The organism is Butyrivibrio sp. NATIVEDY162 (assembly GCF_045999815.1).
GTDB lineage: Bacteria > Bacillota > Clostridia > Lachnospirales > Lachnospiraceae > Butyrivibrio.
In genome coordinates, this window is record NZ_CP172573.1 from 3,013,838 (window position 1) to 3,036,068 (window position 22,231).

Below are 22,231 nucleotides of genomic sequence, written 5' to 3' on the forward strand. Positions count from 1 at the left end.
AGATCTAATTTTTTTAATAGTGTTGGTGTTTCTTTATTTTTGAAATAAAAGACCCGCACGTACACTAAAAATTAGTGAGTACCTATGATCTATAGTAAACGGATGAAGACTGACACTCATCTGTGATTCTAAAGGAGGGAAGAACCGTGCCGCGTAAAGGACATATTGTAAAACGTGACGTATTAGCGGATCCTTTATACGATAACAAGGTTGTAACAAAGCTTATCAACACAGTTATGCTTGATGGTAAGAAGGGTGTTGCACAGAAGATCGTATATGGTGCATTCGCACAGGTAGAGGAGAAGGCTGGAAAGCCTGCTCTTGAAGTATTCGAGGGTGCTATGAACAACATCATGCCCGCTCTCGAGGTAAAGGCTAGACGTATCGGTGGTGCTACATATCAGGTACCGATCGAGGTTCGTCCGGATAGACGTCAGGCCCTTGCACTTCGCTGGCTTGTAACATTTTCTCGTAACAGAGGCGAGAAGACCATGGTTGACAGACTTGCATCAGAGATTCTTGATGCATTCAACAACACTGGTGCATCTGTAAAGAGAAAAGAAGATATGCACAAGATGGCAGAAGCAAACAAGGCATTCTCACACTACAGATTCTAATCTGTTTGTTGCAGAAACGTCGATTATTATTAGGAGGATAAACCTTTGGCTGAAAGACAATACCCATTGGAGAGAACCAGAAACATTGGTATTATGGCTCATATCGATGCTGGTAAGACTACACTTACAGAGCGTATTCTTTACTATACCGGTGTTAACTATAAGATTGGTGAGACCTATGAAGGTACTGCTACCATGGACTGGATGGAACAGGAGCAGGAAAGAGGTATCACAATCACATCTGCAGCTACGACATGCCATTGGACACTTCAGGAAAACGGAAAGGTTAAGCCCGGTGCTAAGGAGCATCGTATCAACATTATCGATACTCCCGGCCACGTTGACTTTACCGTTGAGGTTGAGCGTTCACTTCGTGTACTTGATGGTGCAGTAGGCGTATTCAGTGCAAAAGAAGGCGTTGAGCCTCAGTCTGAGAACGTATGGCGTCAGGCTGATGGATTTAATGTTCCTCGTATGGCATTCATCAACAAGATGGATATCATCGGAGCAAACTATTTCGGAGCTGTTGAACAGATCAGAAATAGACTTAAGAAAAATGCTATCATGATCGAAATCCCGATCGGAGCTGAGGATCAGTTCCAGGGTGTTATCGACCTTTTTGAGATGCAGGCTTACATCTACAACGATGATAAGGGTGAAGATGTAACAATCGGAGAAATCCCTGCAGAGCTTAAGGACGATGCAGAGCTTTATCGTAGTGAGCTCGTAGAGAAGATCTGCGACCTCGATGAAGATCTTATGATGAAGTACCTTGAAGGTGAGGAGCCTACAATGGAGGAGCTTAAGGCTGCTCTTCGTAAGGCTACTTGTGAATGTAAGGCATTCCCTGTATGCTGTGGTTCTGCACACAGAAACCGTGGTATCCAGAAGCTTATCGATGCTGTTATCGAGTTCATGCCTTCACCTATTGATATCCCTGCTTGTAAGGGTACAGATATGGACGGCAATGAAGTTGAAGTTGCTTCAACAGATGATGGCCCGTTTGCTGCTCTTGCATTCAAGATTGTCAGCGATCCTTTCGTAGGAAAGCTTGCATTCTTCCGTGTATATCGTGGTACAGCAAATTCAGGTTCTTATGTACTTAACAGTACTAAGGATACAAAGGAACGTCTTGGACGTATCCTTCAGATGCACGCTAACAAGCGTTCAGACCTTGATAAGGTATATTCAGGTGATATCGCTGCAGCTGTTGGTCTTAAGAACACAACTACAGGTGATACACTCTGTGACGAGAAGAACCCAGTAATCCTTGAGTCTATGGAGTTCCCTGATCCTGTTATCGAGCTTGCTATCGAGCCTAAGACTAAGGCTGGTCAGCAGAAGCTTGATGAGGCTCTTCAGAAGCTTGCTGAAGAAGATCCTACATTCAGAGCTCATACTAACTCTGAGACAGGTCAGACAATCATCGCTGGTATGGGTGAGCTTCACCTTGATATCATCGTTGACAGACTTCTTCGTGAGTATAAGGTAGAGGCTAACGTTGGTGCACCTCAGGTTGCATACAGAGAGGCTCTTGTTAATGCTTGCGATATCGAAAGTAAGTATGCTAAGCAGTCCGGTGGACGTGGTCAGTACGGTCACTGTAAGGTTCGCTTCGAGCCCATGGATGCTAACGGCGAGAATCTTTACCAGTTTGATAGCGAAGTTGTTGGTGGTTCTATTCCTAAGGAATATATCCAGCCTATCAGCGAAGGTATCGAAGAGGCTATGAAGGCCGGTTCACTTGGTGGATTCCCTGTTGTAGGTGTACATGCTACAGTTTATGACGGATCTTACCATGAAGTCGATTCTTCAGAAATGGCATTCCATATTGCCGGATCTATGGCATTCAAGGATGCTATGGCTAAGGGAGGAATGGTTCTCCTTGAGCCCATCATGAAGGTTGAGGTTACAATGCCTGAAGAGTACATGGGTGATGTTATCGGTGACGTTAACTCACGTCGTGGACAGGTTGAAGGTATGGATGACCTTGGTGGCGGTAAGATTGTCAGAGCACATGTTCCGCTTGCTGAGATGTTCGGATATGCTACAGACCTTCGTTCAAGAACTCAGGGTCGTGGTAACTACTCTATGTTCTTCGAGAAGTATGCTCCTGTACCGAAGAACATCCAGGAGAAAGTACTTTCTAACAAAAATGCATAATAAATAATGGGATGGCCGCGATTTCTTAATGAAATCGTGGCATAAGCCCTTGTTTATACTATTTTAGGCTTGATTTAAAGCCAAAATTTTAATATAATCGGTATAGTCGGTTATTTTGAAAAAAAATGTTGATGTGACATTTTATTTAAGGAGGATATTTAAAAATGGCAAAAGCTAAGTTTGACAGAAGTAAGCCGCACGTAAACATTGGTACAATCGGACACGTTGACCATGGTAAGACAACTCTTACAGCAGCTATCACAACTGTTCTTGCAGACAGAGGATTCAGCCCTGCTGTTGCTTTCGATCAGATCGATAAGGCACCCGAAGAGAAGGAGCGTGGTATCACAATCAACTCTGCTCACATCGAGTATGAGACAGCATCAAGACACTACGCACACGTTGACTGCCCTGGCCACGCTGACTATGTAAAGAACATGATCACTGGTGCAGCTCAGATGGATGGTTCAATCCTCGTTGTTGCTGCTACTGATGGTGTTATGGCTCAGACAAGAGAGCACGTTCTTCTTGCTCGTCAGGTAGGTGTTCCTTACATCATCGTATTCATGAACAAGTGCGATATGGTTGATGATCCTGAACTTCTTGACCTCGTTGAGATGGAGATCAGAGACCTTCTTACAGAGTATGAGTTCCCTGGAGATGATATCCCGATCATTCGTGGTTCAGCTCTTAAGGCTCTTGAGGATCCTAAGTCTGAGTGGGGCGACAAGGTTATGGAGCTCATGGACACAGTTGATTCTTACATCCCTGAACCTACTCGTGAGACAGATAAGCCTTTCCTTATGCCTGTTGAGGACGTATTCACAATCACAGGTCGTGGAACAGTTGCTACAGGTCGTGTAGAGAGAGGTCACCTCAACCTTAACGACGAAATCGAAATCGTTGGTATCAAGGAAGAGACAGCTAAGTCTGTATGTACTGGTATCGAGATGTTCCGTAAGACAATGGATTACTGCGAAGCTGGTGACAACGTAGGTCTTCTTCTTCGTGGTGTAGACCGTGATGGTATCCAGAGAGGTCAGTGTATCACAAAGCCCGGCACAGTAACTTGCCACAAGAAGTTCACTGCTGAGGTTTACGTTCTTACAAAGGATGAAGGTGGACGTCATACTCCTTTCTTCAACAACTACAGACCTCAGTTCTACTTCAGAACAACTGACGTTACAGGTGTTTGCAACCTTCCTGAAGGTACAGAAATGTGCATGCCTGGTGACCACGTAACAATGAGCATCGAGCTTATCCACCCCATCGCTATGGAGCAGGGTCTTAAGTTCGCTATCCGTGAAGGTGGTAGAACAGTTGGTTCAGGCCGTGTTGCTACAATCGTTGAGTAATCTTAACAAACCTAGATTTTATACAGCTTCCAGAGTTTCTCTGGGAGCTGTTTTTTTGTATACAATCTGGCTTAAAATGGTCACTGGCTCTAATTTGGCTCTAAAAATTTCAGATTTATTCTAAAAGGTAGTATTTATGCACGTTCTGAGGCGGTGCTTTCGGTGCTAAAATAGTGTCATGTTTTTGAAAGATTTTATTTGACAGGTTGATTTCTATACTGTACATTGAAGTTGTAACAAATGACTTTGAGCATTTGTTGGCTGTGAAGTGTAAATCCCTACTGGCAGGGGGATGCATGGAGTCTATGGGCGGGTTTAGTGTGACAACCGCGAGCCAGTTAGGCGCAAGCTGAAAAGAAAACACTATATAATTAAAGCCTCGACGAGAGTCGGGGCTTTAATTATAGAGGCGGTGTGGAAAATAAGATTAAAATAAATGCGGAAGCATTTGAAAAACTTTTAACTATAGAATACTATTTCTGTTTGGCATACAAAGGCAAAGGCTTTGAGGTTAGAGTCAGATTTGCTGAAGAAGACTTTCACCATCTTGAGGGAAACGGACAATTGCGGGACTTAAAGATTCATAGTGAAAGTGGGAACATTACTTTTGAAAAAGCATTAGATGGATTTATTACTGAAGAACAATTGGAAAAGTCATTATTGGTCAAAGCAGCTAGAAGTATTACTTGGGGAGAATGCTACATGTTAAGACTTGAGAAGATAAATGGTAAAAATGTTTGGGATATTTTAAAACTATCTGTTAATGACGACCAGAGAGAATTCGTTGCTTCTAATGAGGTTAGTATCATTGAGGCTTATACAACTGTCACCAATAATGGCTACGCGTTTCCTTTTGGAATTTATGAAGATGATACACTTGTTGGATTTGTTATGATCGGATACGACAAAGATGACTATTGGGATGATGCGCCTAAGGTAGCAGATAAAAACTATAATTTATGGCGCCTGATGATAGACAAGGGATATCAGCAAAAGGGCTATGGCAGAAAAGCAATAGAACTTGCGCTCGAATTTATTAGGACATCTCCATGTGGAAAAGCTGAGTACTGTTGGCTTTCATATGAACCGGAGAATAAGGTGGCAAAAGCTCTTTATGAGTCTTTTGGATTTGTAGAAACAGGGGATGTGGACGGAGAAGAATTAATTGCAGTTTTAAAACTATAAAGCATAAGCATGATGAGGAAAACATGAGCAGAACAGAAATAGTGGAATTAACAGTTCTTTGCCTCATTTCAGATGGAGACAAAGTGCTGCTTCAAAATAGAGTCAAAGAGGATTGGAAAGGCTACACTCTTCCAGGGGGGCATGTTGAAATGGGAGAGTCTTTTGTTGATGCGGTAATACGTGAGATGAAAGAAGAAACAGGACTCGAGATTAGTAATCCTAAGCTGGTAGGAGTCAAGCAGTTCCCAATCAAGGACGGCAAATACGAAAATGGTAGATATATAGTTTTTCTTTTCAAAACAAGCGAGTTTGTCGGAAATGTTATCTCCTCAGATGAAGGCCAGATGGAGTGGGTAGAGAAAAGTAAACTGTCAGAATTTGAAACAGTTGATGATCTGGATGAGCTTTTGGAAGTAATAAATAATCCGGAACTTACTGAGTTCCAATATCTTGTTGAGGGTGATAACTGGATGGTATCAATAAAATGAGAGTGATGATAATTAGGCATGGAAAAGTACTTCATGATTGGAAAAAGTGGTGCACATCTGCTGAGTTTGATGAGCAGAGTGCGTTATATGACAAAGCTCCGATTGATAAGGCATCTGTAGATACAGTGAACGATGATATTCAAAAGATTTATATTAGCGATTTGGACAGGACTCTACAAACTGCAGAAAAGATATTTGGAGAAGAGGATTTCAATAGGACAGCACTGCTAAATGAGGTTCCGCTTCATTCAGGATTTGATATAGCAATACGTTTGCCGTTGGGTGTTTGGAATTTTCTAGGAAGGCTGCAGTGGCTAATCGGAAATAAAAGACAACCTGAAGGCAGGAAGCAGACCTCTAAGAGAGCAGAGCAGTTTGTGAACATGATAATAAAGCATAATGAGGATTGTGCTGTAGTCACACATGGCTTCTTTATGCATACTTTGATTAGAATAATGAAGAATGTGGGCTTCAAAGCAGATAAAGAGCGAGTGAACTATAGGAATGGAGAAGTAATTTTACTTACAAGAGGTTGTGAGAGGTAAAAAGGATTTTTTGTATATGACAGATTGGGGATTAGAGAAAGATTTTTTGCATAGTTCCAGGAAGAATATGTGGAACAATGATTATTTTGAATTCCTTGTAAAATGTGTTTGGAAGATTGACAAGCCGGTAAGGATTATCGATTTTGGCTGTGGATATGGTTTTCTGGCGCAGATGGATTCTTGGCTGCGCGTTGTCATGTGATTTCTTATGGTTACAAATAACTTGAATGGGGAAAATGTTTCAAAGGATTTCATCGTCGGAGGCATGTATGATAGATCTTAATATATTACTTGGTGTAGTAACATCCAAATATTCGCTTACTCCTATTGATACTTCTGCTTATGAAAATCTTAAGGTCAGTGGGATGAAATTTGATATTAAAGCCTTTAGAGCTCACGGGCTTGGGCATGTCTCAATTATGAGCGCATCTGGCTTTTTCGGGCTAATGAAGATGGATACACTTGTTATCAATCCTTTTGAAATTGATTTGCCGCTTTACTCATATGACAGAATTCTTGCCATGGGAAATGATACGCTTATCACTGAGCTTTACGACACTATGGTTACGAAGAACTCTTTTGAAAAACTAGATGATTTAATAGATAAATATGAAAATCTTCCACAAAGGGATCCGGGAAAACACTGGTATGATGACATAAAGCTTTCACAGAGTATTTCTTTTAAAGGAAATAAGACTGTTACTGAAGCTTTTGATGAGCTTACAAGATTGTACCTGACATACTTTCTTGAGACTCCGGTAAAGCCTGTTGTGGATGCAAACGCCAAAAAAGAAAAGGCTTTGTTCTATATAGATGGCTTACTTGAAAATGGCGGTCCTTCTACAGATGTCTTTGTTAAGGGCATCGGAAAAGAGAGAACTGCAGAACTTTTTCATAATATTCTTTTTGGAATGTAACATGAATGTTTTGTATAAAAGGAATGGACGAGGAAAAAGCAGTATAAAGAAAAGGCTTAATATTATGGAATTAAGAAAGACTTACATTAAGCAGATACAGCACTAATAGAATATAATATTGGGAGATAATCAAACGTGAATCATACGTAAAACGTGATTTTTTGAGATATACAGGGGAGGAAAATAATGGTTATGGAGCAGAAGGAAAGAGAAAACCTGATCAGATAAGGTGATCTGAGCTGATAGAGGGTATAGTAAACACTATGGATAAACTAAAGGGGTGTGCTTTACGCATGCTCCTTTTTGCTTGCAATAATGTCATTTCAGGAGATTTTTTGTATAATTTAGATGATATGCATTGTGAACGGAATATTGAATGATATTATCAGATTATAGATAATACGGAGGCGGTTGTGGACGAAAAAACCTTATATCTTGTCTTTTGTGCCACTTTGGTAGCTATACTGGCAGTCTGCATTGTTGTACTGGTAAGGAATTATCGTAAGCTTTTAAGCAGAAATGATGCTCTTCGCGAAAGCATCGATAATCTGTGTAAGCTTAACGACAGGCTCAGAATGGACAGACATGATTACCTTAATCATTTGCAAATTGTATATGGACTGATGGAACTGGAGGAATATGATGAGATGAATTCATACCTCAGGAAAGTCTATAAAGAGCTATTGAAAACAGGAAAAGCTGTAAAGACGTCAAAACCTGCTATAAATGCTCTGCTTGCAGCAAAATCAGCAGAATCCGAAGCAAAGGGAATTGAGTTTGTAATTGAGGTGAAGTCAGACTTAAAGAACCTTGGAATCGAGGACTGGGAGCTTTGCAAGGTTCTGTCCAATCTTATAGATAATGCGCAAAGGGCACTGGAAGAAAGTGATATCGAGGAAAAGAAACTAAGGGTCAATATTACTGAAGAAAAGGAGCGCTACATTTTTTCAGTAGAAGATAATGGACCTATGATATCGGAAAATATAAGGGAGATAATTTTTAAAAAAGGTTTTACCACAAAGGCTAGCGACGGGCATGGTATGGGACTTGCAATCGTTTCTGAAATAGTGTGCAAAAGTAAAGGAGAAATTGAGCTCACATCAGATAGTGAGGAAACAATTTTTACTGTTAGCTTTGAAAAAGGAGTGTAGTTATGGGAGCAATTCAAATATTAGGGGTACTTGTGCTGCTCATAGGGATATTGCTGATTGGGGTTGAATTCTTTATGCCGGGATTTGGATTACCCGGAATAGCCGGAATCATATGTGCCATGGCAGGAATATTTTTGACGGGACAGAATGCATCTCAGAGAATAGTTGTAGGCGTCATCACTATTGTCATCATAGCAGTCATGCTAGTGAGTAGCATAGTGATATTTAGTTCCAAGAAAATAAAATCACCGATAAAGCTTGATACGGATTTGCAGGGCAATAATCTTTTTATAGATGAGAAGGACATGGAATATCTGATTGGAAAAAAAGGCTTTGCAATATCAGACTTAAGACCTGCAGGGAAGGGTGAGTTTGATGGGGTAAAACTGGATGTCATGTCATCGAATTATTACATAAAAAAAGATGCAGCTCTTGTAATAACAGAAGTGAAAAATAACAGGATAATAGTTGAGGAGGAGAAATAAATGAAAGCATCCATTATAATCGCAGCACTTATTATTATTTTATTAATTGTATTCTTTACTGTAATACCTGTAGGAATGTGGATTTCAGCTATTGCCAGCGGTGTTAAGATAAGCATCTTTTCATTGGTTGGGATGAAGCTTAGAAGAGTTAAGCCGGCAAGGATAGTGAGCCCTATGATAAAGGCAACAAAGGCAGGAATTGACGTTAAAACCAATCAGCTGGAGGCTCATTACTTAGCAGGCGGAAATGTGGACAGCGTTGTAAATGCTCTGATAGCAGCAGAGAGAGCAAGCATGAACCTCTCTTTTGAACAGGCTTCTGCTATTGATCTGGCAGGGCGAGATGTATTCGAGGCAGTTACTATGAGTGTTACTCCGAAGGTAATCGAAACTCCTCAGATTTCTGCTGTTGCGAAGGATGGTATAGAGCTGCTGGTTAAGGCACGTGTAACTGTAAGAACCAATATTGATCAGCTGATCGGAGGTGCAGGTGAGGCAACAGTTCTTGCAAGAGTAGGAGAGGGTATCGTTACCACAGTTGGCTCAGCAGCTACACATAGCAGCGTCTTGGAGAACCCTGATGATATTTCTAAAGTGGTTTTGGAAAAGGGCTTGGATTCAGGTACAGCATATGAAATAATTTCCATAGATATAGCTGATATAGATATTGGCAGAAATATAGGAGCAAATCTCCAGAGTCTGCAGGCAGAAGCTAATACAAAAATTGCACAGGCCAAGGCTGAGGAGAGAAGAGCTATGGCTGTTGCTCTTGAGCAGGAAATGAAGGCTGAGGTTGTAAAGGCTGAGGCAGATATTCCCAGAGCCATGGCTGAGGCTCTTAGATCCGGAAATCTTGGGGTTCTGGATTATTACAATCTGAAAAATGTTCAGGCAGATACAAAGATGAAGAATGACATCGGAAGTAGTATTGCCGAATATGTCGAAATCAAGAAGGATGATAATAAATAAGGCATTTAAAAGGGGCGAGACATGATCAAAGTTATGGTAGTAGAGGATGAGGAGCAGATACGAGGCATATTGAAGAAGATGGTCGAGAGGACAAAGGGCTGTAATGTTGTCTCTGCCTGTGGGAATTTTGCTACTGCTATCAGCGACTTTATGAGTTTTCACCCGGACGTTGTTTTCATGGATATAGATCTTGCCGGAGAAAGTGGTCTGGAGTGTGCAAAGGCAATCACAGAGGTGGACCCTAAGGTCAAGATTGTCTTTGCCACAGCCCACAGCGAGTACATGGCCAATGCTTTTGAAATATATGCTTTTGATTACCTTGTGAAACCCTTTGATCTTGAGAGGATAGGAAAAACTCTTGGCAGAATCAAATCAATGGTAGATGAAGAAAACAGTGAGAATTCTGAAAATAAAAGTGAGTCATCCCTTGAAAAGCTTGTCATCAGAGGAAAGGAAGAAATCAATCTTATTGATACCAAGGACATCATAATGATAGAGAGGTCAGACGGTGCCTGCAGAATTATCACCAATGATGAAATTTTCCTGACAACGGCTTCTCTCTCATCCATACAGGAAAAGCTGGATCCTGACAAATTCATGAGATGCCACAAATCTTATATTATCCGCACTGATGCTGTAAAAAAACTTGAAATATATGGCAGATGGACCTATACGGTTACTTTAAAGGGAACAAGTGAAACAGCGCTTATGACATCGGAAAAATATAATGAGATGAAGGAAAAGCTGATCTTTTAGGTGTTATGATTATATAGAGGAGATATTAACCGGTTGTATGTAGCAAAGGAGAGGCTCTATGAAAGTATTGGTATTTGATATCGGTGGCACATATATCAAGTATGCCCTTATGGATGAAAATGCAAAAATCTATGCCAAAGGCAGACGCCCTACACCCAAGGCGGGCAGAGAGGCTTTTGTGGATGCTCTGACAAAAATCTATGATGAGCATAAGGAAGCTGAAGGCATCGCCATCTCCATGCCGGGTATCATAGATAACAAACGTGGATATTGTGTCATGGGCGGCGCTTTGACATACAACAACGATTTTTACTTACGGGATGCACTGTATAAAAACTGCAAGACAAGGATAATTATGGAAAATGATGCCAAATGTGCTGCCATGGCGGAAGCCGGCCTTGGTGCATTAAAGGATGTGTCCGATGGAATGGTCATTCTCTTAGGGACCATGATTGGCGGAGGGCTGATCCATGATCATAAGCTTCTGCGCGGAAAGCATTTTTCTGCAGGTGAGGTATCTTACATAAGGACTTCAGAGGAGCCAGGACCTATGCGGAAGGAATACTGGGGCAATCAGTGCAGCGCTAAGGAGCTGTGCCGATTGTATGCGGAGCGAATTGGCGAAGATCCTGAGCAGGTGGGTGGACAGCGTGTATTTGACGCCTATGCTAAGGGGAGCGAAGAGGCAAAGGAGGCACTTAGCATCTATGCCGGAAATATAGCAAGACAGCTGTTTAACCTGCAGACAATTTATGATCCTGAAAAAATCGCTATCGGCGGAGGCATTAGTGCTCAGGATGCCTTGGTTGACCATATCCGAAAGGAGCTGGATAAGCTGTATGCTTCATGTCCTTATGTCATTCCTCATGCAGAGGTGGTACGCTGCACCTTTGGTAATGAAGCTAATTTGATCGGCGCATTACAGTGCTTTATTACGGAGGAATGATTCTTTTTATAATATATGCGAAAGCTAATAAATATTTTGACATTTTAATCATTAAAAAGTATATTAAGTAACGTATGGGTGTGACCAGAGGAAATACTGCTTGCAGGATGGCGGGCAGTATTTTTTTCGGAGCCAATTAAAAGGGAATGAAGTGGGAAGCCACATACAAACTTTTTTCGATACAAAGAAAGTGAGGAAAAAATTATGAAAAAGAAATTTATCTCTATGATCATGACTGCGGTTATGATCTCAACCATCGTTGCCGGATGCGGTAACAACGCTTCAACTCAGAGCTCATCTGAAGCATCTACTGAGCAGGCTGTAGAGGAGACAGCAGCTGGTGAGACAACAGAAGAGACAACAGAAGAGGCAGCAGCTGAGGGAGAGACAGAAGGCGCAGACGACACAACAGTTGCGGAAGAAACAGCAGATGAAGCTACTTCAGAAGACAAAAGCGAAGAAGTGCAGGCAGAGGCACCTTCCAAGGACCGCTCAGGAAATGATATCGTTGTTCCCACAGAAATTAATTCAATTGTTTCAATGGCACCGTCCATAACAAGAGTACTTATAGATTTAGGTCTTGCTGACAAAATCGTGGCATGTGATACCAACTCAGGTGCAAGCTACGGCGCTGAGCTTAAAGCAGACATACCTCAGTTTGATATGATGACACCTGACCAGGAGCAGATAATTGCTCTGTCATCCGACGTAGTATTCACATCAGGAATGAGTGCAAGCCACGGTGATGATGTTTTTGCTGCTGTTAAGGAAGCAGGCGTTTGTGTTTGTGATATTCCCAGCAGTTCAAGTCTTGCTGACATTCAGGAGGACATCAGATTTATAGGCAGTGTTGTGGGATTATCTGATAAAGCAGAGAAAATCGTTACTGATATGCAGACTTCAATGGACGAGCTTGCAGCTATCGCAGCTACAATTCCTGAAGATGAGAAAAAGAGCGTACTTTTCGAGCTTTACACACCCTCTGCTGATTATCCGACAATTTATACATGTGGCTCTAATACATACATAACAGAGATGATCGAACTCATCGGAGCTACAAATGTAGCAGGAAAAGAGGCCGATCAGTGGCCTTCTCTTACAGAAGAGGCTGCAGTAGCAATGGATCCTCAGGTTATACTTACAGCTGACATGTATACACCCGATGTTATAAATGTGCTTCTGACCATGAGCGGTTGGGAAAATGTCACTGCTATTAAAGACGGTGCAGTATATCAGCTTGACTCAGATCAGGTAAACCAGCCTAACCAGCACGTTGTAAGCGCTATGATTGCTATGGCAAAAGCTATCTATCCGGAGTATTATAAGGATGTAACAGATCCCTTCGAAGTAGAAGAATCAGAGGTAGATGACGCAGCGTGATTAAACATTCTCAGAATGTAAAAATTCTATTGAGCTGTATATTATCGCTTTTTGTAGTGGTAGTATGCATGAGCCTTGGAAGTGTTACGGTACCTGTCAGAGAAGGTTTGGAGATAGTTTTCCACAAACTGACAGGAACCGGCATTCCCGGGAATATTGATGAGTCCTTGGTATCGATCTTGTGGGAGATCAGGATGCCAAGGACTTTTACGGCTTTTTTTGTAGGGGCGGCTTTATCGGCAAGTGGTGTTATCATGCAATCTGTTTTGCAAAATCCGCTTGCTTCTTCTTATACAATGGGCGTCTCATCAGGCGCAACACTTGGCGTAGCGTGTGTCATTATGACAGGGTTTGCTACATCAGTCTTTGGGATGTTTACTTTGCCTGTGGCAGGCTTTGTGACAGGCTTTATTACAGTTTTAATAGTTATAGGCATCTCGTCCCGCATAGATCATAATATGCAGAATCATACAATCATATTATTCGGTATGGTCTTTTCACTATTTGTTAATGCAATACTTACACTTGTAAGCTCACTATCAAGTGAGCACATACAGAGGCTCGTTTTATGGCAGATGGGTTCATTTTCCGGAAGACGATGGATACATGGAATTATAGTGGCAATCTGTGCAGTGATAGGAGGAATTCTTTTGATGTTCATGCACAGAGAGCTGGACATCATGTCCTTTGGTGATGAGCAGGCCATGAGTATCGGTGTTGATATCAAAAAGTCCAAGATTATCCTGCTTGTGCTGGCTTCGTTCCTAACAGGAGCGGCTGTGTGCTTTTCCGGTATAATAGGCTTTGTTGACCTGACTGTACCCCATATGGTGCGGCGGATATTTGGCTCAAGGCACAAGTTCGTACTTCCGATGTCGATGATTTTGGGCGGAGCTTTTATGTCATTGGCAGACATGATATCAAGAACTATTCTCTCTCCAAGAGAGATACCGGTAGGCGCTGTTACTGCTCTTGTTGGAGCTCCATTTTTCCTGTGGGTATATTTCAATGATTCTAAAAAGTAAAAACCTTATCTGTGGATATGGGCGCAATATGGCGGCTAATCCGGTAATTAAAGGCATCGATTTTAATATAGAAGAAGGAAACAGAGTGGCGATTCTTGGCGCAAACGGCTGCGGCAAAACCACTCTTATCCGTGCGATAGGTGGGCTTTTGCCGTATGAGGGAAGCCTTATTCTTGATGGAAAAGAGGTCCGTGATCATAAACGAAAAGAGATTGCCAAAAAGATGGCAATCATGACACAGCTGTCTAATACATATTTTTCATATACTGTTGAAGAAACTGTAATGCTTGGAAGATACCTGTATTCCGGGAATATGCTGGGGATTCCTGACAGCAGGGATAAAGAAGTGGTGGAGAAAAGCCTTAAGAGAACAGGGCTATGGGATATAAGAAAAAAGCAGATAGATACTCTCTCCGGAGGCCAGAGGCAAAGGGTATTCCTTTCAAGGACCATGGCTCAGGAGACACCGGTTCTCCTTTTGGATGAGCCGACCAACCACCTGGATCTTAAGTACCAGGCTGAACTTGTAAGTTATCTTAATGAATGGTGCGAGGAATCAACAACGCTTGAGGATGGCCGCGTTATTCACAATACGCTCATTGGTGTTTTCCATGACATCAATCTGGCACTTAATATCTGCGATACTTTTCTTATTATGAAAAGTGGTCAGATCATAGCTTTTGGTGGAAGAGAAACTGCTCTTGACAGAGCTACACTGAAAAAAGCCTATGACATGGATGTTGAAGGATATATGAAAAAGCAGCTTTCGCTGTGGGAGAATCCATAATTATTTTTTGAAATATTAATATTGACACTTTGGTCTACTCAGGGTAAACTAAACACAGAAAGTCTATTAAGAATAGACCAAAAGCAATGACTATTTGTGAGTAAAAATAACTTTAAAGAAGTAACACACTAACGGAGGATGTTTATGGCAATAGAGTTAGGAGAAGTTCAGATGCAGTTTGCCAGTCTCATATGGGAGAAAGAACCGGTAGGCTCAGGGGAATTGGTTAAGTTGTGCTCTGATGAGTTTGGCTGGAAAAAGTCTACCACTTATACTGTCTTAAAAAAGCTCTGTGAGAAGGGCCTTTTTCAAAATGAAGATGGAGTAGTCACATCCATTATTTCCAAGGATGAATTTTATACGAAAAAGAGTGAGGAGTTTGTTGATGAGACCTTTGGTGGATCGCTTCCAGCATTTCTTGCGGCATTTACATCAAAGCAGAAACTGTCAAAAAAAGAAATAGACGAGATAAAGAAGATAATCGACAGGGTGGGGAATTAAGGCTGCAGAAATTTAGAACAAAAGAAGATATGGCAATGCCAGAACAATTATGACAACAAAGGATTGACCTAAAGAATTTACTTTAAACGGTATTTTTCAGGGCAATAGACGGAGGGAAAAGTATGGGGACTGTTTTTATAAAAATAATAGAGATGAGTATAGCTGCTTCGTTTCTTATGCTGGCAGTTATTCTGATCAGATTTCCGTTTAAAAAGGCACCTAAGTGGTTTATGGGTGTTTTGTGGACTATAGTAGCTTTGCGCCTTGCTATTCCTATTCAGATTGAAACGAAAATAGGGTTGATGCCGGATTTTAGCGGTGTTATCGAGAACTTCTTTAATACAGCGGGGACAGGAAGCGGAACATCTGTAACTACTCATAACTTTGTGTCATACCCGGATGCAGGATATGTTTCTGCAATGGGCAGGAGCGATACAGGTGTTAAAAATGCAAAAGTGAAGGAAAACCTTCCTGCAGAAGAAATAATCACAACGCATACAAGTGAAAACAGATTTGTCGGCAGCATTCAGAAAAGCACAGTTTTTAGAATACTATGTGCGATTTGGATTTTGGGAGTAATCGCAGTAATAGGATATGCAATTGTGAGCTTTGCTTCCATATGGAAGAAGACCAGGGCATCTATAAAGCTTACTGATAACACAGCGGGGGGAAGGGTCTATATCTCAGATGAGATTGAAACACCTTTCATATTGGGAATAATAAGACCTTCGATTTTCCTTCCATCAGGACTTGATGATGAGACCAGAAGGAATGTACTTGCACATGAAAAAGCTCACATCAGAAGAAAGGACCATCTTCGCAAACAGTTTGGTTTTCTGCTTCTTGCGATTCACTGGTTTAATCCCCTTGTGTGGATTTCATATATGCTTTTTTGTAAGGATATTGAGCTATCCTGCGATGAGAGTGTAATCAGCCGTATGTCTCTTGACGAAAAGAAATCCTATGCCACATCGCTGCTTCTTTGCAGTACTCACAGGAAACTTATACTGGCTTATCCCCTTGCATTTGGTGAAGTCGGAGTTAAAACAAGAGTCAAGCAGATTTTTAATTATAAAAAGCCTTCTTTCTGGCTCATTATGATGCTGGTCGTAATAAGCACCATGCTATCAGCCTGCTTTATGACAAATTCAGCTAGTGAAGAAAAGAGCAGGGCAGAAGATATAAAAGTTGAGCCCGGAACAAATGAAGCTATTAATAGCGAGGAAGCTGAGAATAAAAATACAGATTCAAATGGAGTAATTACTAAAGAGCTGAATACAGATGAAAATGAGATAAATCAGGAAGAAATAAGTACAACTGAAATTGTAAAAAATAATAATACAAAGCAGACAGACTTTGAGGCATCTCCCAATTGGCAGCTTTTGAACAGATGGAATAAAAACTTTGAGGACAGGAATGTCCAGGGAATACTAGCCGACTCTGTAGGGGATGTTCAGACAAAACTTGTTAATGAAGGTGTTCTGTTTAAAGATGAGGACGGAGAATACTTTGGCTGGTCAAGCCCTTGGCCATCTGCTTACCAAATAAAAGGACAGGCTATTTCATGTGCGTGGTTTACCGATGAGGAGCAGACAGAGGGTGAGATTCACTATTATGCTATGGATTCTGAGCCCCATTTGTATGTGTGGGTAGAAAAAATTAAGCTTGGTGAAGATGATGACGGAACCTTAAAGGTTGTTGGTGAGCACCTTGATATGTACGATGATATCGACTCCTTTGAGGATTTTGAAAGAGCATATTTTTATAACAGCTCGGATAATGATGCTATTAATTACAGCAAAAACGGACTTGGTGAGTACTTAAATGACCATGCAAAGTCAGATACGGATGGGCTTTATGGCAGATATTTTGATCCGGTTTTGTCTGCAAGATATCTTCTTAATCTGTCTGATGATGAGAGTAAGGTTGTAGTATCAAGGGGCGAAGATAACAGTGAAGGTACAGTTATCAGCATTAAATTCGTAAAAGAAAACAAGTTCATGGATATCCTTATGATAAAGCCCTGGGGCGAGGATGGAATCTATGTTCCAAGGATGAAGATGCCCAAAAATAATTACGGAGTAACAACATATGAGCTAAATGATGATGAGGCAGAAAGCCGAGTAATAGACAGTCCGGAAAATGACGATTTGGATGATGCCGATGGAGCCGGTAACCTTTTGTATACAGAGGATACAGAAGCTAAAATTGGGACTCTCCCATATTCGGATGATGTGGAATATTTTGAGGATATCCACAAGGGAGCCAACTCTCAGAGCGATGAATCAGGGATTAACGAAACAGGCGGTGATGAGAAGGAAAATAAGCCTAAAGTCATTGATCTTGGAGAATAACCACTAAAGTATAGAGAAAACCAATTCCGTTACTTGAACTATCGCCGGATGTGCTTTTTATTTCATCTGGTAAGCTGAGACACAATGCGGTCAAGATATTCGAAAAATGCGTAGGAAAACTGCTGATGGGATATGATAAATGATGCTGAGGGCGAGCTGCCGTTGGCAATTATCGCATCAGAGTCGGTGTGGGCAAGAAGAGTCATGCCTGGTGGTATGAGGTCGGATATGATAAGGTTGTAGTTTTCATACTCCTTTGTAAGGTCCTTTAAGTAATTAAGGTGCAGCATATACTCGTCATTTAAATAAGTGACGCGGGATCCGAAAATCATGTCAGAGAGTAGAAGTTCCGGATTTTTTCCTGATTCTGCAGGATCATAGGGGTATAAAATCTCGGTGATCCTGCCGCCGTTTTTTAAAATGTCAAGCATACGAGCCCTCATTTTTAGCAGTATCTGACCTGCCTCAGGGTTGTTCTCACGAGTGGCGAAGGACTCGATCAGCTTGGGCGGAAGACTCCAGATGGAGGGCATGGGGTGAGAGAGATAGAACTGCCCGGTTGTTGTATTCCTGTCAACGAGTGCACTTATAAATGCACCGGCGTTCTGTCTCGTGTACATCTTCATCAGCGGTCTGCAGAGAGCAAAATAGTTGTCGTATTCAGCTTCGAGAGAAGAGACGACAGCAGGGTCCTGGATGAGAAAATTGGCCATCTCATCAGTTTTATCCTCCACAGATGTGGATATTACCGCAGAGTGTCCCCTTGCGATAAAAAGACTCCTTCTGTATATGCCGTCCCTAAGCCTGGGGCAGTAGTAGGGCTCGATTGCCCCTGTTGAATAGAGAGGAACCCATTTCTTTATGGCGTCCATAAGTTCATTTAAATCTCTGCTGACTGTATGTATTATCTTTATCTTTGAGCCGCTCTTCATAAGCTTTAAAAGAAGCAGAGCCCATTCTTTTGCAAAATCCGGCATCTCTGACAGCCAGGACATATCCTCGTCTGAGAAGAGGCAGAGCTGGCAGGGCTTTCCTGAGGACAAAAGCGTCTTTAAGAATTTTAGTACCGCTTCTCTTTTTCCCTGATTTCCAAAGTACACCGAAAACGGAATGCTCTGACCGGAGTCTTTAGTATCCGATCCAATGTCTATCGAATCAAAGGAATCTGTGGAAGCATTGGCTTTTACATCAAGTACGTTTGTTATGTTGATCAAAAGCTCCCTAAGTGGCTGTGTGTCGTTTTGGGGCAGACTGTTATTCTTAAGCCAGTTGAAGAGAGTGTTTTCGAGTTCTTTTTTGTCTGAGGGGAGCTCTCCGCCACCTAGTATCACTGCTGAAAGAGTTTCAAACTGATATTCTTCCCTGATGCGGGAGGCAAAAAATGAGGCGACAGGCCTTGTGAAGGGGACATCTCTCGGAATCCCGCGGCTGCCGGACCTTATCCTGCTGATATAAGAAGGATCGAAGGAAAGGGCCTTTGCAAGAGCTGTGTTTCTGGTACTTGTAAGATTCATTAAAAAGTCAAGCTTTTCTGCTATTGTCATCACCTTCACCTCACGGAATTTGTTAATGTTCATGCCTAAACATTAACCGGATTTGCTCTTAACTTATTGTATCATGGGATAAGGCTGAGTATTCATAGTTCTATAAAAATTTGTCACAAAATGTGACAGATTAACTGTCAATGACAAAATGTCATATTTTGTGATTCGGTACTCTTATTATGGGATAATTAATATGCAAATAAACATTTAAACAATATACAAGGAGGTGCTTGATATGAATATGAGTAAAAGATGTTTTATGAAGCTTGGAAAGTTATTTGCAATATTTGTTTTTATGTTAGCTGTTGCATTTGCTGTGAATCCCATAAGTTCGCAGGCTAAGACGATTAAAATTACCAAGAGTATTAATACCAAGTGGCCCGCGATAAAGAAGAAATATGCAAAAAAGGTAACAAAAGGAAAAACGACAGTTAAGATTACCAACAAGAATGGCGCAGTAAACTGTCTTGTCTTTAAAGTGCCCACGACAAAGACCTGGAAATTTACAGCATCCGGAATCAAGAGCCACGATTCGGAAGGTATCACCGGACAGGTAGGTAGTGTGTTTGTAGCCAATCTGAGAGGAACAGGCTACAAAATGAAAGTCAGGGGAGGAAAGGCTTCCGTTCTGTCTATATGTACAAGCTTGCATATACAAAACGCAAAAGCATTTGAAGAAAAATATCATACAAAATTTGATAATGATACGCCTGAAACAAAAAGATATACCTCAAGAACCGGCACCGTTAAGCTCAAAAAAGGCGAGATGGTGTATATTACTTTCGAGATGCAGGGGGTTAAGAGCTTTAATCTGAACATACAGTAATGATGACAAATCTGACTGATATGGCAGCTCAAGTGGACTTAAGAATCATATTTTTTCGGAAAAATATGAGGAAGAGTAAAGAAAGGGGCAACGAGACATGACAGGAATAGCAATGATTATTTTAGGAATTATATTCTTTGTTGTGGCAATGTACACTTTGCTGGTAAAAATTCCAAAGAGCAGGAAGCAGATTGAGAAGAGGTCAGGTAAGACATCTGGAGTTGTCAAAGAGATTCACAAGAAAACCTACCGGACAAAAAAGAAACATGGCATGGGGTATCATGAAACACACACCTACAAGGCGGATTTCACATTTAATGTGGGCGGACAGGAATACATGATAAAGGGTGTTCCAGTATTTCCGGCGCCTGAAGAGGGCGAGCAGGTTGATATATCCTATAATCCTGACAACCCTCAGGATGCCCATGCCGACAAGTTTTTTGCAGATCCCGCATCTAATAAGTCTGGCGGGATGGTTCTTGCCATTCTTGCGGCAGTCCTCCTGATCCTGGGAATTGTGATCCAGATAATTTAACACGACGTGAGCAATTCATCCCCCACCTCTATAGGTGGTGGGATGAATTGCGATAAACACGGCGTTTCTTGACTTTTGCATCTGATGATATTATAATCCAATCATAAATCAGTCGCATACATAACAAAGACAGTAAATATCATGCAATTAGATAATAATAATCATTCAGTGTTCTTGTTGCATTATCACCTTATCATGTGCGTAAAGTACCGCAACAAGGTGATAAATGACAAAATCTCAAGCCGTCTCAAAGAAATATTTGAGAAGATTGCTCCTACATATAACATTACGTTAGAAGAATGGAATCACGACATTGACCATGTTCACATCCTGTTTCGAGGACAGCCTAACACAGAGATAAGTAAATTTATCAATGCGTATAAATCTGCAAGTAGCAGACTTATCAAGAAAGAGTTTCCTCAGATACGCAAATCTCTTTGGAAAGAGATGTTCTGGTCACAGAGTTTTTGTTTGCTGACCACAGGCGGTGCTACCGTAGATATTATCAAGCAATATATACAATCCCAAGGTAAGAGAGATGACAAACAGAGCCATTAAGTATAGAGCATATCCGACAACTGAACAAAGTGTTATGTTTGCCAAGACCTTCGGCTGTTGCCGCAAGGTCTATAATCTCATGCTTTCCGATAAAATTGAGAGTTACAAGTCTACAGGTAAGTTTGTTACTGTAACACCTGCCAAATACAAAAAGGATTATCCATATCTCAAGGAAGTAGATAGTCTTGCTTTAGCGAATGTACAACTAAACTTACAAAGCGCTTTCAAGAACCGCTTTAGCAAATCCCGTAAGAAAAACAATGGATTTCCTAAATTCAAATCTGCAAAACGCAGCCGTAAGTCATATACTACAAACAATCAGCATGGCACTGTTGCCATTACTGATAACAGCATTAGACTCCCTAAAATCGGTAATGTGAAGACAGTTATCCATCGTAAGCCTGATGATAACTGGATGGTCAAATCAGCTACTGTATCACAGGAATCTGATGGAAAGTTCTATATTTCCGTATTGTTTGAGATTGCAGATAGTATAAATACCTATGTAGCAGACACGAATAACTGTATTGGTCTAGATTATGCTTCTGACGGTTTGTATGTAGATAATAATGGTAACGTTGGTACAAATCACAAATACTATCGTGAAAGCCATGACAAACTCGCCAAGGCACAACGTAGGCTGTCACGTATGCAAGGCTCTAAAAAGCATGAAATCAAATCCAATAATTATCTAAAGCAACTCTGTAAAGTAAACAAAATATATAGACATATCGCTAATCAGAGATTAGATAATCTGCATAAAATATCTACTGAGATAGCCAATCAGTACGATGTTGTATGCGTAGAATCTCTGAACATGAAATCTATGTCAAATAAAGGTTTTGGTAACGGCAAAGCTACTCTTGATAATGGGTACGGTATGTTTCTGTCGATGCTTGAATATAAGTTATCAGAAAGAAACAAATATCTTGTAAAAGTAGATAAGTGGTTTCCGTCATCACAAATATGTCATTGTTGTGGAAAGATACATCCTGAGATGAAAAATCTCACAATTCGCACAATGAAATGTGATTGCGGTCTTACAATAAGCCGTGACCAGAACGCCGCTATCAACATACTAAACGAAGGATTGCGTATACTGAATGAGTCTTTCGAAGTAGCCTAAACCAAATATACAGTAGGG

The 22,231-nt window shown here is 41.1% G+C and carries 23 protein-coding genes; 22 read left to right on the forward strand and 1 reads right to left on the reverse strand.

Translation table 11 applies throughout. The features are described 5' to 3' along the window. Positions 1-146 precede the first annotated feature (146 nt). The 18 genes from rpsG (at position 147) to ACHCNF_RS13095 (ending at position 17,624) form a co-directional block, all read left to right on the forward strand. Complete coding sequence (gene rpsG / locus ACHCNF_RS13010; protein WP_022760818.1) at positions 147-617, forward strand: 30S ribosomal protein S7; 471 nt, start codon at positions 147-149, stop codon at positions 615-617. A 45-nt stretch (positions 618-662) separates the two neighbouring features. Then, complete coding sequence (gene fusA / locus ACHCNF_RS13015; RefSeq protein ID WP_408070206.1) at positions 663-2,780, forward strand: elongation factor G; 2,118 nt, start codon at positions 663-665, stop codon at positions 2,778-2,780. Between the two features lie 164 nt (positions 2,781-2,944). Then, on the forward strand, positions 2,945-4,135 hold the full coding sequence (gene tuf, locus ACHCNF_RS13020) for an elongation factor Tu (RefSeq protein WP_035767514.1): 1,191 nt from the start codon (positions 2,945-2,947) through the stop codon (positions 4,133-4,135). 414 nt (positions 4,136-4,549) lie between these two features. After that, complete coding sequence (locus ACHCNF_RS13025) at positions 4,550-5,320, forward strand: GNAT family N-acetyltransferase (RefSeq protein ID WP_408070207.1); 771 nt, start codon at positions 4,550-4,552, stop codon at positions 5,318-5,320. Positions 5,321-5,343: 23 nt separating this feature from the next. After that, on the forward strand, positions 5,344-5,808 hold the full coding sequence (locus tag ACHCNF_RS13030) for an 8-oxo-dGTP diphosphatase (protein WP_408070208.1): 465 nt from the start codon (positions 5,344-5,346) through the stop codon (positions 5,806-5,808). Beyond that, a complete protein-coding gene (locus tag ACHCNF_RS13035; RefSeq protein ID WP_408070209.1) occupies positions 5,805-6,353 on the forward strand; it encodes a phosphoglycerate mutase family protein in 549 nt (182 codons plus the stop codon). The genes ACHCNF_RS13030 and ACHCNF_RS13035 overlap by 4 nt, the downstream gene beginning before the upstream one ends. 67 nt (positions 6,354-6,420) lie before the next feature. Continuing rightward, positions 6,421-6,555: a class I SAM-dependent methyltransferase gene (locus ACHCNF_RS13040; RefSeq protein WP_408070210.1), complete on the forward strand. Its 135-nt coding sequence runs from the start codon at positions 6,421-6,423 to the stop codon at positions 6,553-6,555. Positions 6,556-6,622: 67 nt separating this feature from the next. Continuing rightward, positions 6,623-7,270 carry a hypothetical protein gene (locus ACHCNF_RS13045; protein ID WP_408070211.1) on the forward strand — a complete coding sequence of 216 codons (648 nt, stop codon included), beginning with the start codon at positions 6,623-6,625 and terminating at the stop codon, positions 7,268-7,270. A 413-nt stretch (positions 7,271-7,683) separates the two neighbouring features. After that, positions 7,684-8,421: a sensor histidine kinase gene (locus ACHCNF_RS13050; RefSeq protein WP_408070212.1), complete on the forward strand. Its 738-nt coding sequence runs from the start codon at positions 7,684-7,686 to the stop codon at positions 8,419-8,421. A gap of 2 nt (positions 8,422-8,423) precedes the next feature. Beyond that, a complete protein-coding gene (locus ACHCNF_RS13055; protein WP_408070213.1) occupies positions 8,424-8,906 on the forward strand; it encodes an NfeD family protein in 483 nt (160 codons plus the stop codon). Continuing rightward, a complete protein-coding gene (gene floA / locus ACHCNF_RS13060; RefSeq protein ID WP_408070214.1) occupies positions 8,907-9,875 on the forward strand; it encodes a flotillin-like protein FloA in 969 nt (322 codons plus the stop codon). A 21-nt stretch (positions 9,876-9,896) separates the two neighbouring features. After that, a complete protein-coding gene (locus ACHCNF_RS13065; RefSeq protein WP_408070215.1) occupies positions 9,897-10,631 on the forward strand; it encodes a LytR/AlgR family response regulator transcription factor in 735 nt (244 codons plus the stop codon). A gap of 58 nt (positions 10,632-10,689) precedes the next feature. Beyond that, positions 10,690-11,577: an ROK family protein gene (locus ACHCNF_RS13070; protein ID WP_408070216.1), complete on the forward strand. Its 888-nt coding sequence runs from the start codon at positions 10,690-10,692 to the stop codon at positions 11,575-11,577. A gap of 204 nt (positions 11,578-11,781) precedes the next feature. After that, positions 11,782-12,957, forward strand: a complete 1,176-nt coding sequence (locus ACHCNF_RS13075; RefSeq protein WP_408070217.1) for an ABC transporter substrate-binding protein — start codon at positions 11,782-11,784, stop codon at positions 12,955-12,957. A 56-nt stretch (positions 12,958-13,013) separates the two neighbouring features. Beyond that, complete coding sequence (locus ACHCNF_RS13080) at positions 13,014-13,982, forward strand: FecCD family ABC transporter permease (RefSeq protein ID WP_408072244.1); 969 nt, start codon at positions 13,014-13,016, stop codon at positions 13,980-13,982. Beyond that, positions 13,966-14,769, forward strand: coding sequence for an ABC transporter ATP-binding protein (locus tag ACHCNF_RS13085; protein ID WP_408070218.1), 804 nt, complete (start codon positions 13,966-13,968; stop codon positions 14,767-14,769). The genes ACHCNF_RS13080 and ACHCNF_RS13085 overlap by 17 nt, the downstream gene beginning before the upstream one ends. Before the next feature lie 144 nt (positions 14,770-14,913). Beyond that, on the forward strand, positions 14,914-15,270 hold the full coding sequence (locus ACHCNF_RS13090) for a BlaI/MecI/CopY family transcriptional regulator (protein WP_408070219.1): 357 nt from the start codon (positions 14,914-14,916) through the stop codon (positions 15,268-15,270). Between the two features lie 122 nt (positions 15,271-15,392). Beyond that, positions 15,393-17,624, forward strand: coding sequence for a M56 family metallopeptidase (locus ACHCNF_RS13095; RefSeq protein ID WP_408070220.1), 2,232 nt, complete (start codon positions 15,393-15,395; stop codon positions 17,622-17,624). Positions 17,625-17,686: 62 nt separating this feature from the next. Here the strand turns inward: ACHCNF_RS13095 and ACHCNF_RS13100 are convergent, their stop codons facing one another. Beyond that, the gene (locus ACHCNF_RS13100; protein WP_408070221.1) at positions 17,687-19,168 is read right to left on the reverse strand and encodes a hypothetical protein; all 1,482 of its coding nucleotides are present in this window, start codon (positions 19,166-19,168) and stop codon (positions 17,687-17,689) included. Positions 19,169-19,403: 235 nt separating this feature from the next. Between ACHCNF_RS13100 and ACHCNF_RS13105 the strand changes: the two genes are divergently transcribed. The 4 genes from ACHCNF_RS13105 (at position 19,404) to ACHCNF_RS13120 (ending at position 22,213) form a co-directional block, all read left to right on the forward strand. Next, positions 19,404-19,994: a hypothetical protein gene (locus ACHCNF_RS13105; RefSeq protein ID WP_408070222.1), complete on the forward strand. Its 591-nt coding sequence runs from the start codon at positions 19,404-19,406 to the stop codon at positions 19,992-19,994. Positions 19,995-20,091: 97 nt separating this feature from the next. Continuing rightward, the gene (locus tag ACHCNF_RS13110) at positions 20,092-20,529 is read left to right on the forward strand and encodes a DUF3592 domain-containing protein (RefSeq protein WP_408070223.1); all 438 of its coding nucleotides are present in this window, start codon (positions 20,092-20,094) and stop codon (positions 20,527-20,529) included. Positions 20,530-20,670: 141 nt separating this feature from the next. Further along, positions 20,671-21,087 (forward strand): IS200/IS605 family transposase, encoded by a 417-nt coding sequence (tnpA, locus tag ACHCNF_RS13115; protein WP_408070224.1) that lies wholly within the window; start codon positions 20,671-20,673, stop codon positions 21,085-21,087. Beyond that, the gene (locus ACHCNF_RS13120; RefSeq protein WP_408070225.1) at positions 21,068-22,213 is read left to right on the forward strand and encodes an RNA-guided endonuclease TnpB family protein; all 1,146 of its coding nucleotides are present in this window, start codon (positions 21,068-21,070) and stop codon (positions 22,211-22,213) included. The genes tnpA and ACHCNF_RS13120 overlap by 20 nt, the downstream gene beginning before the upstream one ends. The last annotated feature ends 18 nt before the right edge of the window (positions 22,214-22,231 follow it).

Excerpts from the sequence above, each read along its gene's own strand:
- floA (WP_408070214.1), top strand. The coding sequence starts at position 8,907 with ATGAAAGCATCCATTATAATCGCAGCACTTATTATTATTTTATTAATT.
- tuf (WP_035767514.1), top strand. The coding sequence starts at position 2,945 with ATGGCAAAAGCTAAGTTTGACAGAAGTAAGCCGCACGTAAACATTGGT.
- ACHCNF_RS13090 (WP_408070219.1), top strand. The coding sequence starts at position 14,914 with ATGGCAATAGAGTTAGGAGAAGTTCAGATGCAGTTTGCCAGTCTCATA.
- ACHCNF_RS13105 (WP_408070222.1), top strand. The coding sequence starts at position 19,404 with ATGAATATGAGTAAAAGATGTTTTATGAAGCTTGGAAAGTTATTTGCA.
- ACHCNF_RS13070 (WP_408070216.1), top strand. The coding sequence starts at position 10,690 with ATGAAAGTATTGGTATTTGATATCGGTGGCACATATATCAAGTATGCC.
- ACHCNF_RS13040 (WP_408070210.1), top strand. The coding sequence starts at position 6,421 with ATGTGGAACAATGATTATTTTGAATTCCTTGTAAAATGTGTTTGGAAG.
- ACHCNF_RS13035 (WP_408070209.1), top strand. The coding sequence starts at position 5,805 with ATGAGAGTGATGATAATTAGGCATGGAAAAGTACTTCATGATTGGAAA.
- ACHCNF_RS13055 (WP_408070213.1), top strand. The coding sequence starts at position 8,424 with ATGGGAGCAATTCAAATATTAGGGGTACTTGTGCTGCTCATAGGGATA.
- ACHCNF_RS13030 (WP_408070208.1), top strand. The coding sequence starts at position 5,344 with ATGAGCAGAACAGAAATAGTGGAATTAACAGTTCTTTGCCTCATTTCA.
- ACHCNF_RS13100 (WP_408070221.1), bottom strand. The coding sequence starts at position 19,168 with ATGACAATAGCAGAAAAGCTTGACTTTTTAATGAATCTTACAAGTACC.
- ACHCNF_RS13065 (WP_408070215.1), top strand. The coding sequence starts at position 9,897 with ATGATCAAAGTTATGGTAGTAGAGGATGAGGAGCAGATACGAGGCATA.
- ACHCNF_RS13110 (WP_408070223.1), top strand. The coding sequence starts at position 20,092 with ATGACAGGAATAGCAATGATTATTTTAGGAATTATATTCTTTGTTGTG.
- ACHCNF_RS13045 (WP_408070211.1), top strand. The coding sequence starts at position 6,623 with ATGATAGATCTTAATATATTACTTGGTGTAGTAACATCCAAATATTCG.
- ACHCNF_RS13085 (WP_408070218.1), top strand. The coding sequence starts at position 13,966 with ATGATTCTAAAAAGTAAAAACCTTATCTGTGGATATGGGCGCAATATG.
- ACHCNF_RS13095 (WP_408070220.1), top strand. The coding sequence starts at position 15,393 with ATGGGGACTGTTTTTATAAAAATAATAGAGATGAGTATAGCTGCTTCG.
- tnpA (WP_408070224.1), top strand. The coding sequence starts at position 20,671 with ATGCAATTAGATAATAATAATCATTCAGTGTTCTTGTTGCATTATCAC.
- ACHCNF_RS13120 (WP_408070225.1), top strand. The coding sequence starts at position 21,068 with ATGACAAACAGAGCCATTAAGTATAGAGCATATCCGACAACTGAACAA.
- ACHCNF_RS13075 (WP_408070217.1), top strand. The coding sequence starts at position 11,782 with ATGAAAAAGAAATTTATCTCTATGATCATGACTGCGGTTATGATCTCA.